We start from the raw sequence: 16,489 nt of genomic DNA, 5'->3' as shown, positions 1-16,489 counted from the left end.
ATCTTTTACCTTGTTAATGTTACATGATTGTGAGCGAGAGTTCCAGAAACATTCGAGATGGTTTAGATGAAGAGGCTTTTAGTATAGTAAAAAGGTAATGACTTCCCCAAGTAGAAGTGAAAGTTCCCCAAGAAAGCAGGAAAGTTCCACGAGTTGAAAAGAAAGTTCCACGAATAGGCCAGAAAGTTCCACAAGTTGAAAAAAAGTCCCCCGAAGAATGAAGGGAACTTCCCATGAAATCATAAAATTTACTCTTTTAAAAAGAAAAAAAGCGGCTCGCTGCCGCTTTTTCCAATCAACTGTTTTCGTTCTGGAAGTACACTTCTTCATATGGTTGAACGACGACGAAACCGTCTCCTTCGAACCGCATTTGGATTGATTCACCGCTACCTCGACCGAAGAACGTTTTCAACGACACGTCCGTCTGGAAGTCTGGGGAGAGGGACCCGGACCAGGCGACGGTTGCATTCGGATCAGTCAACACAGGACGTCCTGGCTTCACCTGGATCGTCAACGGCTCATAATGGGAGGTGATTGCAATCATCCCGGTTCCCTGGCAGTGCACGTTGAACAGACCACCCGACATCATACCGGTAATTCTGCGCATGAGCTTGATGTCCCAATCAATCGACGGCTCAAACGCCAACAGGTCATTTCCATTCACATAAATGGAATCGTTCTGAAGCTGCAAGATGGAAATCTTCTTTCCCTGATCCGCGAGATAAAGCTTGCCGGAACCATTCGCTTTCATAAGAGAAGCACCTTCACCCGTCAGTGCTTTCTTGAACATTTTTCCGATTCCATGTTCAAGGATCCCTTCACGGACAAACTTGATCTGCCCATGATACGTCACCATTGACCCGGCTTTCGCCCAAACAGTCCCATCTAAATTGACCTCAAGGATTCGAGGCGTTTCCAGTTCGAAAAAGCCTTCTCCTTTATCTTCCTGGGAGGTTTGTCGTACAAATTCTTCAATTGAATACTTTGACATCGAATCACCTACATTTCTTCTTTATACTCTTTTACGTTCACCACCCGCAGAAAGTTTCCTTCATTTTCGCTCTTCTAAAATGATCACTTTTCCTCCCTCGCCTTGAGCGGGGTAGGACTCCATCATGCCACCAATCGGCCAGACTTCTAGTTTTTGTCCGATTTTGAATGCTTCAATATCTTGGACTTTCAACCAATATGCCTCAGGACTTGCAGTTTCCAGCAATTCTTGGATGCTCATCTGCTCCAGCTGTTCCTTCGTGATTTTTCCGATCAAAAGAATCCGAGAGTCATCCTTATCAGCCACATATCCGGTGAGGGAATGTTCCCAAAGCTCTTCTTCATTCGTTCCTGTATCGCTCCCTGAACTCCCGTCATTCATTGAACTTCCACATCCGACCAGGGAGAGGAAGAATAGAAAGATAGCCCCGATGTACCAACTTTTCATAAAAACACACCCTTCTTTCGCAACGTTTCTTCTTGATTTGAAACGGGAACCTTTCAATAGAAATCAAACCTATTTCTATCTGTATAGACGTTTTGATCAGGTCCAACGTTACATGGAAAATTTCCAGAATTTAAAATGCGAATGTAAGTTCGTTTTTCTTGTTATTTTTTCCTTCTCCTGTGCTATAATGTTGGATAGTGAGATTTAGGAAACGGAGGGAATTCAGGGTATGAATCAGAAGTTCGAGCTCATGTCTAAATACCAGCCAGAAGGGGATCAGCCCAAAGCGATCAAAGAATTGGTCGAGGGAATCAACGCTGGCAAGCGACATCAGACCTTGCTTGGTGCAACAGGTACCGGTAAGACGTTCACGATGTCCAATGTCATCCAACAGGTGAACAAGCCGACGCTTGTCATCGCACATAACAAAACCCTCGCTGGTCAGTTGTACAGTGAATTCAAAGAGCTTTTTCCGAACAATGCGGTCGAGTATTTCGTCAGTTACTACGATTATTATCAACCTGAGGCGTATATCCCTCAATCCGATACATTCATAGAAAAAGATGCGAGCATCAATGATGAAATCGATAAACTCCGACACTCGGCAACGTCTGCGCTTTTTGAACGGAACGATGTCATCATCGTTGCCAGTGTCTCTTGCATATACGGTCTAGGTAATCCGGAAGAATACAAGGAACTCGTCGTTTCATTACGCTCCGGTATGGAAAAAGATCGGGATCAACTGCTACGCGACCTGGTCGATGTCCAGTACGCACGGAATGACATCAATTTCACACGTGGTACGTTCAGAGTTCGTGGAGATGTCGTCGAGATTTTCCCTGCGTCCCGTGACGAGCATTGCCTCCGCGTCGAATTTTTCGGAGATGAGATTGATCGGATTACAGAAGTAGATGCCTTGACGGGTGAAATCCTTGGTGAACGGAATCACGTAGCAATCTTCCCTGCATCCCACTTCGTAACGCGTGCTGAAAAGATGAAGCTTGCGATAGAACGGATTCAAGCGGAACTTGAAGAAACGTTGAAAGAGATGAAAGAGAACGGAAAACTGTTGGAAGCCCAACGACTCGAGCAACGTACCCGTTACGACATCGAAATGATGGAGGAAATGGGCTTCTGCTCTGGAATCGAGAACTACTCAAGACACTTGACGCTACGACCAGCGGGATCGACGCCTTATACGTTGATTGACTACTTCCCTGAGGATTTCTTACTGATGGTGGATGAGTCCCACGTCACGCTTCCTCAGGTTCGAGGTATGTATAACGGGGACCAGGCACGTAAACAAGTGCTGGTTGAGCATGGCTTCCGTTTGCCTTCCGCGAAAGATAACCGCCCTCTCAAGTTTGAGGAGTTTGAGGAAAAAGTAGGTCAGTCGGTTTACGTATCTGCAACTCCAGGTCCATACGAGCTCGAGCATTCGCCTAAGATGACCGAGCAGATCATCCGACCGACAGGATTGCTTGATCCGACGATCGATGTCCGCCCGATTGAAGGACAGATCGATGACTTGATGGACGAAATCCAGGAACGTGTCAAGAAAAAAGAGCGTGTCCTTGTGACGACGTTGACGAAGAAAATGTCAGAGGACTTGACTGATTACTTACATGAAAATGGTGTGAAGGTCCGATACTTGCACTCCGAAATCAAGACACTTGAGCGGATTGAGATTATCCGTGACTTGCGTAGAGGCGTGTTCGATGTACTTGTCGGAATCAACCTGTTGCGTGAAGGTCTCGATATTCCAGAAGTTTCTCTCGTCACGATTTTGGATGCAGATAAAGAAGGGTTCTTGCGTGCTGAACGATCGTTGATTCAGACGATCGGTCGTGCTGCGCGTAATGCCAACGGACATGTCATCATGTATGCGGATAAAATTACGAAATCCATGCAGATTGCACTCGACGAGACGGAGCGTAGACGTACGAAGCAGATTGCTTACAATGAAGAGCACGGCATTACACCTACGACGATCCAAAAGTCGATTCCGGATCTCATCCGAGCGACCGTCGATGCAGAAGACGAAGCAGGTACGACGAAAGAGAAGCCTGTTGCGAAGATGACGAAGAAAGAACGAGAAAAAGTCATCGAGAAGATGGAAAAAGAAATGAAAGAAGCGGCCAAGGATCTCGACTTCGAAAGAGCGGCCGAGCTTCGTGACTTAGTATTAGAGCTAAAAGCGGAAGGATGACTCCTATGCCAAACGAAAACATTACAATCAAAGGAGCGAGAGAGCATAACCTGAAGGGCATCGATGTGACGATCCCTCGGAACAAACTGGTCGTCATGACCGGTTTGTCCGGTTCAGGGAAGTCTTCTCTTGCATTCGATACGATTTATGCGGAAGGGCAACGCCGTTACGTGGAGTCCCTCTCTGCATATGCCCGACAGTTTCTAGGTCAGATGGATAAGCCAGACGTAGATTCAATCGAAGGTCTTTCACCTGCCATTTCGATTGATCAGAAGACGACGAGTAAGAACCCGCGATCCACTGTCGGAACCGTTACAGAAATCTATGACTACCTGCGTCTATTGTTTGCGCGTATCGGAAATCCGGTCTGCCCGAATCACGATATACCGATCACTTCACAGACGGTTCAGCAAATGGTCGACCGGATTATCGAGTATCCCGAGCGTGCAAAACTTCAAATCCTTGCACCGGTCGTTTCCGGTCGTAAAGGAGAACACGTCAAAGTGCTTGAAGATATTAAAAAAGAAGGCTACGTACGTGTTCGGGTAGATGGCGAGATTGTCGATGTGAGTGATGAGATCAAGCTGGAGAAAAACAAAAAGCACTCGATTGAAATCGTAGTCGACCGGATCGTTGTAAAAGAAGGCGTGGAAACACGTCTCGCGGATTCCTTGGAAACGGCGCTGAATATCGCAGACGGAAAAGTCATCGTCGACGTCATCGATGACGAAGAGCTGTTATTCAGTCAGCACCATGCTTGCCCATATTGCGGATTTTCCATCGGGGAACTCGAACCTCGACTATTCTCGTTCAACAGTCCGTTCGGGGCTTGTTCCACATGTGATGGACTCGGTACGAAGCTTGAAGTCGACCTGGATCTGATCATTCCAGACGGGGATCGTTCCTTGCGTGACCATGCGATTGCGCCGTGGGAGCCGCAAAGCTCTCAATATTACCCGCAGCTTTTAAAGAGTGTGTGTGATCATTATGGCATCGACATGGACGTGCCAGTGAAAAAGCTTCAAAAATCCCAGCTCGATAAAGTGTTGTACGGAAGCGGGAAGGACAAGATCTACTTCCGATATGAAAACGACTTCGGACAAGTGCGGGAAAACAAGATCTTGTTCGAAGGTGTCGTGAACAATATCAAGCGTCGTTATCACGAAACGAGCTCCGATTATATCCGTGAGCAAATGGAAGGATATATGACGCAAAAGGCATGTCCGAAATGTGATGGACACCGATTGAAGCCAGAAGCGCTAGCGGTGCTCATCCGTGATCACCATATCGGTCATGTGACGAAAATGTCGGTAAAAGAAGCGCAAACGTTCTTCAGTGAACTTGAATTGACGGAAAAAGAACTACAAATCGGGCGGCTCATCCTGCGCGAAATCAACGACCGTCTCGGGTTCTTAGTGAACGTCGGACTCGATTACCTGACGTTGAGTCGTTCAGCTGGGACGCTATCCGGTGGAGAGGCACAGCGTATCCGATTGGCGACGCAGGTCGGATCTCGATTGACAGGTGTTCTCTATATTCTTGACGAGCCTTCGATCGGTCTTCACCAACGGGATAATGACCGTTTGATCAATACGCTTGAGGAGATGCGCAGTCTTGGCAATACGTTGATTGTTGTCGAACACGATGAAGATACGATGCTTGCTGCGGACTATCTCATCGATATCGGACCAGGAGCAGGGGCTCATGGTGGACAGATTACGGCACAAGGCTCTCCGCAGGAAATCATGGATGATGCTAACTCATTGACTGGCCAATACCTGTCAGGAAAACAATTCATCCCACTTCCGACGGAACGTCGTCAATCAGATGGCCGTAAGCTGACGATCAAGAATGCGACTGAAAACAACTTGCAAAATGTGAATGTGGATATTCCTCTTGGTGTGTTCACCGGGGTCACTGGCGTATCGGGATCCGGCAAAAGTACGCTCATCAACGAAATCCTGTATAAATCACTTGCCTTGAAGCTTCACCGTGCAAAGGAAAAGCCGGGTGAACATAAGAAGATCGAAGGACTCGACCATATCGACAAAGTCATCGATATCGACCAGTCGCCAATCGGTCGTACACCTCGATCAAACCCAGCAACGTATATCGGTGTCTTCGATGATATCCGTGACGTTTTTGCTCAAACGAACGAAGCGAAGGTGAGAGGCTACAAGAAGGGTCGTTTCTCCTTCAACGTAAAAGGCGGGCGATGTGAAGCGTGCCGTGGAGACGGAATCATCAAGATTGAAATGCACTTCTTGCCGGATGTGTATGTCCCTTGTGAAGTGTGTCACGGGAAGCGATACAACCGTGAAACGCTCGAGGTAAAATATAAAGGCAAGAACATCGCAGATATCTTGGATATGACGGTTGAAGAAGCTGTCGAGTTCTTCGCGAACATTCCTAAGATCAAGCGGAAAGTGCAGACGATGATGGACGTCGGGCTCGGATACATCAAGCTCGGTCAGTCATCTACTACGATTTCAGGTGGTGAAGCGCAGCGTGTGAAGCTTGCTTCCCAACTTCATAAACGGGCGACCGGTAAAACGCTCTATATCCTGGATGAACCGACAACGGGTCTTCATGTCCATGACATTGCACGCTTGTTGAAGGTTCTGCAGCGTCTGGTCGACAATGGTGACTCTGTCCTAGTCATCGAGCACAACCTTGATGTCATCAAGGCGGTCGATCATATCATCGATCTAGGACCAGAAGGTGGAGATAAAGGTGGTACGATCGTTGGGACCGGAACACCTGAACAGATTGCAGAAAACAGTGCGTCTTATACCGGAAAATATCTTGCGCCGATCCTAAAGCGTGACCGTAAACGGATGGATGCGAAGATCAAGGAAACGGTTAATAAATAAACGAAAGAAAGTCTTCTAAGAATTTTACTCTTAGAAGGCTTTTTATTTTTTATGTCGAAATAAAGAGAAGGATTGGACCTCCCGCTGGAGTGTCGTCATTTTCACTAAGAGTTGTGCTTTACCATATAAAGAAAAGGGAAATAAACAACATAGCCTTACACAGGTCAGGCATAAAATGGAGGAGAGACAGGTGTCTTCAACGTGTAGAGTAATCTCATCACTAGGCTATATGAGCATTATCTTTGCACCTTTCCTAGTCCCGGTAATGATCTATTGTTTCATGGGTGACCACCTAGTAAGGGAGCATGCAAAAAAAGCGATAAAATTTCATTTGATTCCGATCGTCGCTTTAGCGATGTTATCTATCCTCTTTTTCGAAATGGGGATGCTTTTCAATGTGTTTTCCATCAGCTGCATCATCTTGTTCGGTGGGATCGCGTTAACATTGGTGGTATGGAATATAGTGAGAGGGATCGTTGTACTATTAGAGAAATAAACGAGGGGGGAGTAGTTCGTGGAAGAACGGAAAATGATTTTGAGGATGCTGGATGAAGGGAGAATTACATCCAGTGAAGCCATCGACCTTTTAAAAGCGATCGGTGAGAACACGGACGACGTAGAACAACAAGCCAAAGCAGAAGAACCAACCAAGCAAGAAGTGAAAACATCAGCCACTCAAAAGCAAGGGTATCAGGACCAAACCTATTCGAAAACCGAGCAACAAAAGACGGAGCAGAAGACGAACCAATCAACCTCCAGTAAAGTCGAATCGACGATCAGCCGATTTTCCAGTTTGTTTGATCGGGTCGTCAACAAGCTGAAAGAGTCTGATTTCGATTTTAACTTTGGTCAATCAATTGAAGTCGATCATGTGTTTCAAGAAAATGAGGTCGATATCAGTAAAATCAGGGCACAAATCACGAATGGCGGGATCAAGCTGCATCCTTGGGAAGAGCAAAGTGTCAGAGTAGAGTGCGCTGCATCCGTGTTCCGGACCCAAAGCGTCGAAGAAGCGAAGTCGTATTTCATGAAAAACGTCCATTTTACAACTGAAAACGGTCAGCTTCAATTAATGGTCGATGAAAACCGGATGAAGGTCCATGCCGACGTATATGTTCCGGCAAAACAATACGAAGAAATCCACTTGCGCACCTCGAATGGTGCCATTTCATTAGAAGAGCTCAAGACCAAATCGATGACGATCCGTACATCGAACGGTGCGGTCTCGCTCGATCGGGTTAAAGGAGACTCGCTCACCTCTTCAACATCAAACGGGAAGATCAAGCTTGAAAACAGCGAGTGGGATAAAGTTGATTTAGAGACGTTGAACGGAGCCATCCGTCTCAATGGGAAATATGAGAAGGTGGAGGCAGAAACCCTTAATGGCTCCATCACGTTCATTTTAGATGAGGCACTGCCTGGAGAAGCTTCTTTTAAAACCGTTGCAGGTAAAATCGAGTTGCTTGTGCCTGATTCCTTACGTATCAATGGGAATTTGAAAGCGACCATCGGTAATCTCAATTGTTACCTGGATAAAGTGAAGGTGCATAAGGAAAGTAAAGATGTCGTGCAAAAGCGTATGGAATTCATCGCAAATGAAGAAGCTGAGAACACATACAAAATAGAAGCAGAAGCGAAAACAGGCTCGATTTCCATCGCAAAAAGATAAGGAGGCAGAGGATGAGAGGCTGGATCATATCATTAATAGTCAATACTGTCGTACTTATGGTCGTTTCAGGATTTTTCAGTGAATCATTTTATTTATCAGGAGTTGGTGCAGCAATTCTCGCAAGTCTCTTGCTCTCCATCATGAATGTGATCGTCAAACCCATTCTTGTCATACTGACATTACCGGTGACAATCATGACCTTAGGGCTGTTCCTAATCGTCATTAATGCCATCACACTCATGTTGACGCAGTGGCTAATGGGAGATGCATTCGTCATATCCGGTTTCGGTATGGCATTGTTGGCAGCCATCATCATTTCAATCCTCACACTGCTGATCAATACATTGATTGTAAAACCGCTGAAAGATAGCTAATGTAGCTCTTTTCTAAAAGATTGTTGCTTTCAAGACATTTTTAAAAATCACCTTGTGTAAGTTGATTGGAGAGCAAGGTGCGAGACTCCTGCGGGATCAGCGTGACAGGTGAGACCATTCAATGTCGCAAAGCGACGAGTGGGCTCACCGCACGCCCCGAGGAAAGCGAGCATCCTGGAGCGGAAATCAACAACTTTTAAAGAAAACTTGGCGAGACCAAGCCTTTTATAGGTCGAGCCTTAGTTGCCCTTATACTGAAGAAAGTATTTAATACTTTCTTCAAGTGCAAGAGCAACAAAGTTTGCGAAAACAGCCATAACGAATAAGAAGAGCTGGTACTTTTTTCTAAAGTATCAGCTTTTTTTAGTTCCATTTTAGATAGAGGATGGTATAATAATTATAATTATTCCATTGTAGGAACCATTTTAATTTCAATTGAATAGATTAAAAGACGAATAAAACCGCTGTCAACGTAATGTTGGCAGCTCTTGTATTTTTATAAGGGTAATGAGTATAGTTTTCATTCTCAATTATAAGAGGGGTGCAAAATCCAATGGAGGAAAAACTGGTTTATTCCAAACAAGTGGAACAAGAACAGAATCTCAGTTATAAAGCCATAGGTAGTGTATTTCGTGAGCATTGGGAAATGATTGCAGCTCTGACGAGTGGTGTTCTGATTTTAATCGGTTGGTTCCTTGCGACCATTCATATAAGCGTTGTACCAGTCATCTTCTACGTTTTTGCTTATGCGATCGGTGGTTTTGCGAAAGCGAAAGAAGGTATCCTCGAGACGATGGAAGAGAAGAAGCTGAACGTTGAGCTCCTGATGGTTTTGGCGGCGATTGGATCTGCCATCATCGGCTACTGGCTTGAGGGGGCCTTGTTGATCTTCATTTTTTCCATGAGTGGTGCGTTAGAGACCTATACGTTGAATAAGAGTAAAAAAACGATTACTTCCTTGTTGAACATGAAGCCTTCTACCGCTCTTCGTATCCAGGGAGAGCAACTCGTTGAAATCAATGCTGAAGATTTAAGTGTCGATGATTGGATTCTCGTCCGACCGGGTGAACAATTCCCTGCTGACGGGAAGATTGAAAAAGGGCATACGACGGTTGATCAATCGGCGATTACGGGTGAATCGATTCCGGTGAAAAAGGAGATCGGGGACCCGGTGTTCACAGGGACCGTGAATGACAGTGGAACGGTGACCGTTCGGGTGACGCACGCTAGCAATGAAACGATGTATCAACGGATCGTTGATATGGTACAGACCGCTCAAAACGAAAAGTCCGAGTCCCAGCAATTCATCGAGCGATTTGAGGGGCATTATGTGAACATCGTGTTGGCAGTCGTCGGTTTGATGCTGTTCGTACCGCATTTTGCGCTAGGTTGGAGCTGGACGGAAACCTTTTATCGGGCGATGATTTTGCTGGTTGTCGCATCTCCTTGTGCGGTGATGGCTTCCATTGCGCCAGCTGTGTTGTCGACGCTTTCCAATGGTGCTCGGAAAGGTGTACTGTTAAAAGGCGGAAACCATCTGACCTTGTTAGCAAAAATGGATGCGATCGCTTTTGATAAAACCGGGACGCTCACGCATGGAAAAGCGGAAGTGACGGACCTTGTCGTACGGGAGGACTTAGATGAAGCGGCTGTCGTGCGAGCGGTGGCGTCCATCGAGTCATACTCCAGCCATCCTCTGGCTGAAGCGTTCGTCCATGCAGCTGAAGAGCGTTCGATCCAGATTTCCTCTCCAGAAGCGATGGAAAGCATAACAGGGAACGGTGTAATCGGGACTTTTTCCGATAAAACATGGACAATCGGGAAGCGTTCTTTTGTCGGTGAAGGGTATGATGCGTTCTATCCAGAACAGACGAAAGCCTGGATGAAGCAAGGGAAAACACTTGTCTATGTAAAAGATGAAAACGGGATCGCGGCCGTTTTTGCAATCAAAGATCAGATTCGTGAGGAAAGTAAGCGAGTCATTGCTGAGCTGAAGCAGTTGGGTGTGTCGGCGATCATGGTGACGGGCGATAGCGAAACGACCGCGAAAGCTCTCGCCGAGGAAGCTGGCATTGATTTGTATATTTCGGAATGCCTTCCGGAAGATAAAGTAACTCAGATCAAGCGGCTGAAAAAGGAGTACGGCCAGGTCGGAATGGTAGGGGATGGAATCAATGACGCACCTGCATTAGCGGCGGCGGATATCGGCATCGCCATGGGGCGCGGAACGGATGTGGCGATGGAAACTGCCGATGTCGTGCTGATGAACGACCAGCTCACCAATCTGCCTGAAGTGTTGCGCATTTCACAAAAGATGACTCGCATCATCAAGCAGAATCTCGTATTCTCTGTCATAGTCATCCTTTCTTTGATCGCTTCAAACTTCGTCCAGGTCATCGACTTGCCACTCGGCGTCATCGGTCATGAAGGCAGCACGATCCTGGTCATCCTGAACAGCTTACGGTTGTTGAAATCATAGAATATAGATGAGGAGGCTGACTCGTGTCAGCCTCTTTCATTATGGGGGGATTTTTGGGTCCATTCTATCCTCCATATCAGGAAGTGGCAAAAATGGAGGATAGAAAGAGGGTGATTCTGTCCTCCAAATCGGGAGAAAGTAAAAATGGGGGATAGAAAGAGGGTGATTCTATCCTCCAATTTGGGCAAAAGTAAAAATGGAGGACAGAAAGAGGCTGATTCTGTCCTCCATATTGGGCAAAAGCAAAAATGAAGGACAGAAAGAGGTCGATTCTGTCCTCCAAATCGGGAGAAAGCAAAAATAAAGGACAGAAATAGGTGCTTTCTACCCTCTTAAAACTATCTTCCCCTCCAAATCATCCCTGGTGCTTCCGAATCCCTCTCTACAAAACCGAATCTCTTGTAAAAGCCTGCTTTCCCTTTTGCGCTCATCAATACGACCATCCGAATGGAATGTTGCTCACATTTTCGCAACAACTCTTCCAATATCCGACTCCCGATTCGATTCCCCTGGTAGTCTGGGAGGACAATCAGATCACAGATCATCGCTTGGTAAACACCATCGGACACGACTCTTCCAAAGCCAACAAGCTCTCCATCTTCATAAGCCGAAAGCACATACCAGCTGTTGGAGATGGCTTCAAATAAGGAATCTACTGTAAACTTCAAGTCCCAACCGGTCGTCTGGAACAACGCAAAGAATTCATATTTATCCGGTAACTCATTAACAATCTGCACGATACATCACCTCTACTACAAATTCTCCTAAGGTCCACAGCTATCCTTTTCATCAATAACTCAAATATTTCACCTACGAAGGACATATTTTTTAGCCTGTTAATGGAAAAATAAGTGTAGTTACGGCATATTGGATGAAAGCATGATAAAATATAGTGTGGTATTAACGTTAGACTTTGGGAGTGACCTTCTAGATGGCGAACATACATATAAAAGATCTCATTGAGGAGTTCGAACTCGAACTCGTCCACGGTGAAGAAGGGATACACCGTTCCATATCAACGAGTGACATTTCAAGACCCGGCCTGGAAATGGCGGGCTATTTTGCGTATTACCCGGCTGAACGTCTGCAGCTTTTAGGAAAAACAGAGCTTTCGTTCGTGTCAGGTCTGGACCAGCGCATCCGTCGCGAGCGGCTCCGGAAACTGTGTACAGAGGAAACTCCGGGGATTGTCATTTCACGAGGCTGGGAAGTGCCGGCTGAACTGGCGGAAGCAGCGGAAGAGCAGAACATTCCGATTCTGCGATCACCGATGACGACAACCCGTCTCAGTAGCCGACTCACCAACTTCCTTGAAAGTAAGCTCGCGCCAACAACGGCTGTCCACGGCGTTCTCGTCGATATTTATGGAATCGGCGTGCTCATTACAGGATCCAGTGGTGTTGGTAAAAGTGAAACCGCGCTTGAACTTGTGAAAAGAGGACACCGACTCGTTGCGGATGATTCCGTTGAAATCCGCCAGGAAGACGAGAAAACCCTCGTAGGTAGTGCACCAGATCTGATCAAGCACCTCCTCGAAATCCGAGGTCTTGGCATCATCAATGTCATGACGCTGTTTGGTGCTGGTGCGATCCGCAACTATAAAAAGATCGCGCTCACGATCAACCTGGAGACGTGGGATTCCAAAAAAACGTACGATCGACTTGGGTTGGATGAAGAAACAATGACGATCATCGATTGTGAACTGCCTAGGCTGACGGTTCCCGTCCGACCGGGACGTAACCTTGCGATCATTATCGAAGTGGCTGCAATGAACTTCCGTCTGAAAAAGATGGGCGTCAACGCGGCACAGCAATTTTCCGATAAATTGAATCATGTCATCGATACACCAGATTACGACGACTTTTAGGAGGAGCATAGATGCTTTCACAAATACAACCGCTGGATCGGGTTGCGCTTGAACTTGGTCCATTGACCATCTACTGGTATGGGATTATTATAGGATTTGGAGCCTTACTAGGATTGTATATCGCTGTCCGGGAAACGAAACGGTTAGGGATGAACTCGGAGACGTTTGTCGACCTGGTCATGATTGCTGTGCCGGTTGCGATTTTATTTGCGAGAATCTATTATGTCACGTTCGAATGGTCCTATTATAAAGACCATCTCGGGGAAATCTTCAAGATTTGGGAAGGCGGTATCGCCATTCACGGCGCGCTGATCGGATCGTTTTTGACAGCTTACGTGTTTGCAAAAGTGAAAGACCTTTCATTCTGGAAACTAGCTGACATTGCAGCACCGAGCATCATCCTCGGACAAGCGATTGGACGCTGGGGCAACTTCATGAACCAGGAAGCGCACGGCGGCGAAGTGAGTCGTTCCTTTTTAGAAGGACTGTACTTGCCGGACTGGATCATCAATCAGATGTACATCAATGGAACCTATTATCATCCGACGTTTCTCTATGAATCCATTTGGAACATCATCGGGTTTGCGATTTTGATTGGTTTGAGAAAAGTAAACTTACGACGCGGGGAATTGTTCCTCACGTACGTCATATATTATTCTGTCGGGCGATACTTCATTGAAGGATTGCGGACAGACAGCTTGATGCTCACGGAAAGTCTTCGAATGGCGCAGGTCATCTCGATCGTCTTGATCGTGGTCAGCATCGGAATCATGATCTACCGTAGAAAAGCAGGTCTTGCAGACAAACGGTACATGGATCAGTAAACATCGAAAGAAGGGGTGAAGGAAATGAATACTTTGCGAAAAGGTCTGAAAGTTGGACTGAATACGACCTGGGAGCTTGGAAAGATCATTTTCCCGATCACCCTTCTCGTTACAATACTAGGCCAAACGCCCGTCATGGGCTGGTTGGTCAAACTGGCTGAACCGCTCATGAAGTGGATTGGCCTCTCCGGTGAGGCGGCACTACCGCTCGTCATCGGAAACTTCTTGAATCTATACGCTGGAATCGGAGCGATTTTGAGCCTTGATTTAACGGTGAAAGAGGTGTTCATCCTCGCGGTGATGCTCTCTTTTTCTCATAACCTATTGATCGAGTCCACTGTTGCTACGAAAGCGGGCATCAAGATGTGGATCGTGCTTGTCGTGCGCTTAGGGCTGGCGTTCATATCTGCCTGGATGATTTCGATCTTCTGGAAGGGCGGTACGGAAAAAGCGGTATACGGACTGATTTCCCAGTCTGAGGAGAATGTTTCAGGATTCTGGAACATCCTTTGGCTTGGTGTGGAAAAAGGGTTCATCGGTATCGTCCAGCTCGCGGCGATCGTCATCCCGCTCATGATCTTCATCCAAATCATGAAGGACTTGAACTGGTTGACGGTATTTTCGCGATGGATGTCGCCGATTACCCGTGCCCTTGGAATGAAACCGAACACGTCTACGACGCTCGCGGCGGGTATCGTTTTCGGACTCGCGTACGGAGCAGGCGTAATGATGCAGGCGGTAAAAGAAGACGGCGTCGAGAAGAAAGACTTGTATCTCGCCTTCATTTTTCTCGTATCGTGTCACGCCGTCATCGAGGATACATTGATCTTCATTCCGCTCGGGATCCCGGTATGGCCGTTGTTAATGATCCGATTAGTCGTTGCCATTGTCCTGACGATGATTGTTGCTGTCGTCTGGAACCGATTAGACGCAAGAAAAGCTTATAGACATCGAAAGGAAGCCAACTATGAAAGTTGATACGATTTTGTTTGATTTGGATGGAACGCTGATCAACACGAACGAGCTGATCATCGCATCCTTTACCCATACATTGGAGCATTTCCAACCTGGTAGATTCAGCAGGGAGGACATCATCTCATTCATCGGACAACCTCTTGTCGATAGTTTTAAAGAAGTCGATGAAACGTCTGTACCAGATATGGTAAAAATGTATAAAGAACACAATCTTGCCCATCATGAAGAATACGTACATGCCTTTGAAGGTGTGGTAGAAACGGTGAAAACGTTGCATGAGAAAGGCTTCAAGCTCGGGATTGTCACGACGAAGATGCGTGATGCGGTCGAGCTCGGACTTGAAATCACTGGTTTGAGCGATTATTTCACGACCATCGTTACGTTGGATGATGTGGAAAAAGCGAAGCCGGATCCGGAGCCGATCATGCGCGCGCTGGCGAATTTACAGTCGGATGTGAGCTCAGCGATCATGGTCGGGGACAGCCGATATGATATTGATGCCGGTAAAAATGCCGGGACAATGACGGCGGCCGTCGCCTGGACCATCAAAGGACGCGCGACACTCGAGCGATTGCAACCAGATTACATGCTAGAAGAAATGCCAGACCTACTGAACGTATTAGAGGTAGAGGTGACGGTATAATGCGGAACACCAAGCGCTACCCTGTCAAAGGAAGCAATGCGCTTTGGCAGATTTATAGGACGGTTCCTTTTTTCAAAGTGTTCAAGAATTTCATCGTCATCCAGCTGGCGAGGTATACGCCGATCATTCCGGTGAAAAACTGGCTTTACAAGACGTTTCTCCGGATGAAGGTCGGTGATCAGACTGCTTTTGCGTTGATGGTCATGCTCGATATCATGTTTCCGGAGAAGATTTCGGTTGGAAAAAACTCGATCATCGGCTACAACACGACGATTTTGACGCATGAATATTTGATAAAAGAGTATCGGCTTGGTAGTGTAGTGATTGGTGATGAAGTGATGATCGGAGCGAACAGTACGATATTGCCAGGAGTCACAATAGGTGACGGTGCGATTGTATCTGCTGGATCCCTCGTCCATCGGGACGTCGAAGCCGGTTCATTCGTCGGAGGCAATCCGATGCAGGTCATCTATACGAAAGAACAGATGGACAAGCGTAAACAAATGGCGAAAAATGACGATATATAGGATAGATAAAGGTGAGGTGTCATCAGAATGGAACAAAAGAAGAGAATGTCAATGATCTATATGAATGGTGAGTTCCGTATCAGCGATGCATGGATTCGTCCAGCGGCTGTCTCGAAACAGAAGAAAGACAGCGAGCAGCAAGATCGTTTCTTCTTTTTATCTGCTGTATCCCGTTTAAGAGGAAGCGACTACATACGCGATGCGTACTGGAATGGGCAAGAAGCCGTCATCCGTTTCGAAAACAGCGACCATGTCAGTCCTGAATTCCTTGACGACTATGACGAATACTTCGCTTCCAAGCTGACAATCGGACGATTGCTGTTGGATAATCTCGTATACTTGTTCAAGGAGCTACCGTATATTTCCCGTTTGAAAATCATGGTTCCTTATCAGGAGAACGAACTGGTCGTCCATATCCATCGCAGACAGTTGGAAAAGTATTTGCAAACCGATTTCAGCTATTTCAAAAATGCCCATCGCTGCCAGTACCATTTCATCGTCCAAGAACGGGACGTGCGTCGTTTCGTACAACGTTACGTGAACCTGGTTTATAAATAAGGAAGCGTGTGAAGCGTGGGGACGGTTCTTCTGCTTCACTATACGATTTGTGA

15 protein-coding genes are annotated in these 16,489 nt (G+C 46.5%); 12 read left to right on the top strand and 3 right to left on the bottom strand.

What is annotated here, in order from left to right; genetic code table 11:
* Nucleotides 1–295: 295 nt before the first annotated feature.
* Both ACSVDE_RS14140 and ACSVDE_RS14135 read right to left on the bottom strand, forming a co-directional pair.
* On the bottom strand, nucleotides 296–991 hold the full coding sequence (locus tag ACSVDE_RS14140) for an AIM24 family protein (protein WP_439301512.1): 696 nt from the start codon (nucleotides 989–991) through the stop codon (nucleotides 296–298).
* A gap of 60 nt (nucleotides 992–1,051) precedes the next feature.
* Nucleotides 1,052–1,438, bottom strand: coding sequence for a YobA family protein (locus ACSVDE_RS14135; protein ID WP_439301511.1), 387 nt, complete (start codon nucleotides 1,436–1,438; stop codon nucleotides 1,052–1,054).
* 229 nt (nucleotides 1,439–1,667) lie between these two features.
* On the opposite strand from ACSVDE_RS14135, the gene uvrB reads away from it, so the two are divergent.
* The 6 genes from uvrB (at nucleotide 1,668) to ACSVDE_RS14105 (ending at nucleotide 11,042) form a co-directional block, all read left to right on the top strand.
* A complete protein-coding gene (gene uvrB, locus ACSVDE_RS14130; protein ID WP_439301510.1) occupies nucleotides 1,668–3,647 on the top strand; it encodes an excinuclease ABC subunit UvrB in 1,980 nt (659 codons plus the stop codon).
* Nucleotides 3,648–3,652: 5 nt separating this feature from the next.
* A complete protein-coding gene (gene uvrA, locus ACSVDE_RS14125) occupies nucleotides 3,653–6,520 on the top strand; it encodes an excinuclease ABC subunit UvrA (protein ID WP_439301509.1) in 2,868 nt (955 codons plus the stop codon).
* A gap of 190 nt (nucleotides 6,521–6,710) precedes the next feature.
* Nucleotides 6,711–7,016 carry a DUF4870 domain-containing protein gene (locus tag ACSVDE_RS14120; protein ID WP_439301508.1) on the top strand — a complete coding sequence of 102 codons (306 nt, stop codon included), beginning with the start codon at nucleotides 6,711–6,713 and terminating at the stop codon, nucleotides 7,014–7,016.
* A gap of 18 nt (nucleotides 7,017–7,034) precedes the next feature.
* Nucleotides 7,035–8,189, top strand: a complete 1,155-nt coding sequence (locus ACSVDE_RS14115) for a DUF4097 family beta strand repeat-containing protein (RefSeq protein WP_439301507.1) — start codon at nucleotides 7,035–7,037, stop codon at nucleotides 8,187–8,189.
* Between the two features lie 11 nt (nucleotides 8,190–8,200).
* The gene (locus ACSVDE_RS14110; protein WP_439301506.1) at nucleotides 8,201–8,563 is read left to right on the top strand and encodes a phage holin family protein; all 363 of its coding nucleotides are present in this window, start codon (nucleotides 8,201–8,203) and stop codon (nucleotides 8,561–8,563) included.
* Nucleotides 8,564–9,116: 553 nt separating this feature from the next.
* Complete coding sequence (locus ACSVDE_RS14105; RefSeq protein ID WP_439301505.1) at nucleotides 9,117–11,042, top strand: heavy metal translocating P-type ATPase; 1,926 nt, start codon at nucleotides 9,117–9,119, stop codon at nucleotides 11,040–11,042.
* A 338-nt stretch (nucleotides 11,043–11,380) separates the two neighbouring features.
* Here the strand turns inward: ACSVDE_RS14105 and ACSVDE_RS14100 are convergent, their stop codons facing one another.
* Nucleotides 11,381–11,779, bottom strand: a complete 399-nt coding sequence (locus ACSVDE_RS14100; protein ID WP_439301504.1) for a GNAT family N-acetyltransferase — start codon at nucleotides 11,777–11,779, stop codon at nucleotides 11,381–11,383.
* Between the two features lie 194 nt (nucleotides 11,780–11,973).
* Between ACSVDE_RS14100 and hprK the strand changes: the two genes are divergently transcribed.
* The 6 genes from hprK to ACSVDE_RS14070 are packed head-to-tail and all read left to right on the top strand — an operon-like array spanning nucleotide 11,974 to nucleotide 16,436.
* Nucleotides 11,974–12,909 carry an HPr(Ser) kinase/phosphatase gene (gene hprK, locus ACSVDE_RS14095; RefSeq protein ID WP_439301503.1) on the top strand — a complete coding sequence of 312 codons (936 nt, stop codon included), beginning with the start codon at nucleotides 11,974–11,976 and terminating at the stop codon, nucleotides 12,907–12,909.
* A gap of 11 nt (nucleotides 12,910–12,920) precedes the next feature.
* The gene (lgt, locus tag ACSVDE_RS14090; protein WP_439301502.1) at nucleotides 12,921–13,733 is read left to right on the top strand and encodes a prolipoprotein diacylglyceryl transferase; all 813 of its coding nucleotides are present in this window, start codon (nucleotides 12,921–12,923) and stop codon (nucleotides 13,731–13,733) included.
* Nucleotides 13,734–13,757: 24 nt separating this feature from the next.
* Nucleotides 13,758–14,711: a nucleoside recognition domain-containing protein gene (locus tag ACSVDE_RS14085; protein ID WP_439301501.1), complete on the top strand. Its 954-nt coding sequence runs from the start codon at nucleotides 13,758–13,760 to the stop codon at nucleotides 14,709–14,711.
* The gene (ppaX, locus tag ACSVDE_RS14080; RefSeq protein WP_439301500.1) at nucleotides 14,701–15,351 is read left to right on the top strand and encodes a pyrophosphatase PpaX; all 651 of its coding nucleotides are present in this window, start codon (nucleotides 14,701–14,703) and stop codon (nucleotides 15,349–15,351) included. Before ACSVDE_RS14085 ends, ppaX begins: the two co-directional genes overlap by 11 nt.
* Nucleotides 15,351–15,878 (top strand): acyltransferase, encoded by a 528-nt coding sequence (locus tag ACSVDE_RS14075; protein WP_439301499.1) that lies wholly within the window; start codon nucleotides 15,351–15,353, stop codon nucleotides 15,876–15,878. The genes ppaX and ACSVDE_RS14075 overlap by 1 nt, the downstream gene beginning before the upstream one ends.
* A gap of 27 nt (nucleotides 15,879–15,905) precedes the next feature.
* Nucleotides 15,906–16,436, top strand: a complete 531-nt coding sequence (locus ACSVDE_RS14070; RefSeq protein WP_226547227.1) for a hypothetical protein — start codon at nucleotides 15,906–15,908, stop codon at nucleotides 16,434–16,436.
* Nucleotides 16,437–16,489 lie beyond the last annotated feature (53 nt).

It is taken from the genome of Pseudalkalibacillus sp. Hm43 (genome assembly GCF_051842935.1).
Lineage (GTDB): Bacteria > Bacillota > Bacilli > Bacillales > Fictibacillaceae > Pseudalkalibacillus.
This window is presented reverse-complemented; position numbering and strand designations above follow the sequence as displayed.

What these genes read in the sequence shown, in the direction of transcription:
- ACSVDE_RS14135 (WP_439301511.1), bottom strand. Translation starts at nt 1,438, where the DNA reads ATGAAAAGTTGGTACATCGGGGCTATCTTTCTATTCTTCCTCTCCCTG.
- hprK (WP_439301503.1), top strand. Translation starts at nt 11,974, where the DNA reads ATGGCGAACATACATATAAAAGATCTCATTGAGGAGTTCGAACTCGAA.
- ACSVDE_RS14110 (WP_439301506.1), top strand. Translation starts at nt 8,201, where the DNA reads ATGAGAGGCTGGATCATATCATTAATAGTCAATACTGTCGTACTTATG.
- ACSVDE_RS14075 (WP_439301499.1), top strand. Translation starts at nt 15,351, where the DNA reads ATGCGGAACACCAAGCGCTACCCTGTCAAAGGAAGCAATGCGCTTTGG.
- uvrA (WP_439301509.1), top strand. Translation starts at nt 3,653, where the DNA reads ATGCCAAACGAAAACATTACAATCAAAGGAGCGAGAGAGCATAACCTG.
- ACSVDE_RS14070 (WP_226547227.1), top strand. Translation starts at nt 15,906, where the DNA reads ATGGAACAAAAGAAGAGAATGTCAATGATCTATATGAATGGTGAGTTC.
- ACSVDE_RS14105 (WP_439301505.1), top strand. Translation starts at nt 9,117, where the DNA reads ATGGAGGAAAAACTGGTTTATTCCAAACAAGTGGAACAAGAACAGAAT.
- lgt (WP_439301502.1), top strand. Translation starts at nt 12,921, where the DNA reads ATGCTTTCACAAATACAACCGCTGGATCGGGTTGCGCTTGAACTTGGT.
- uvrB (WP_439301510.1), top strand. Translation starts at nt 1,668, where the DNA reads ATGAATCAGAAGTTCGAGCTCATGTCTAAATACCAGCCAGAAGGGGAT.
- ACSVDE_RS14085 (WP_439301501.1), top strand. Translation starts at nt 13,758, where the DNA reads ATGAATACTTTGCGAAAAGGTCTGAAAGTTGGACTGAATACGACCTGG.
- ACSVDE_RS14140 (WP_439301512.1), bottom strand. Translation starts at nt 991, where the DNA reads ATGTCAAAGTATTCAATTGAAGAATTTGTACGACAAACCTCCCAGGAA.
- ppaX (WP_439301500.1), top strand. Translation starts at nt 14,701, where the DNA reads ATGAAAGTTGATACGATTTTGTTTGATTTGGATGGAACGCTGATCAAC.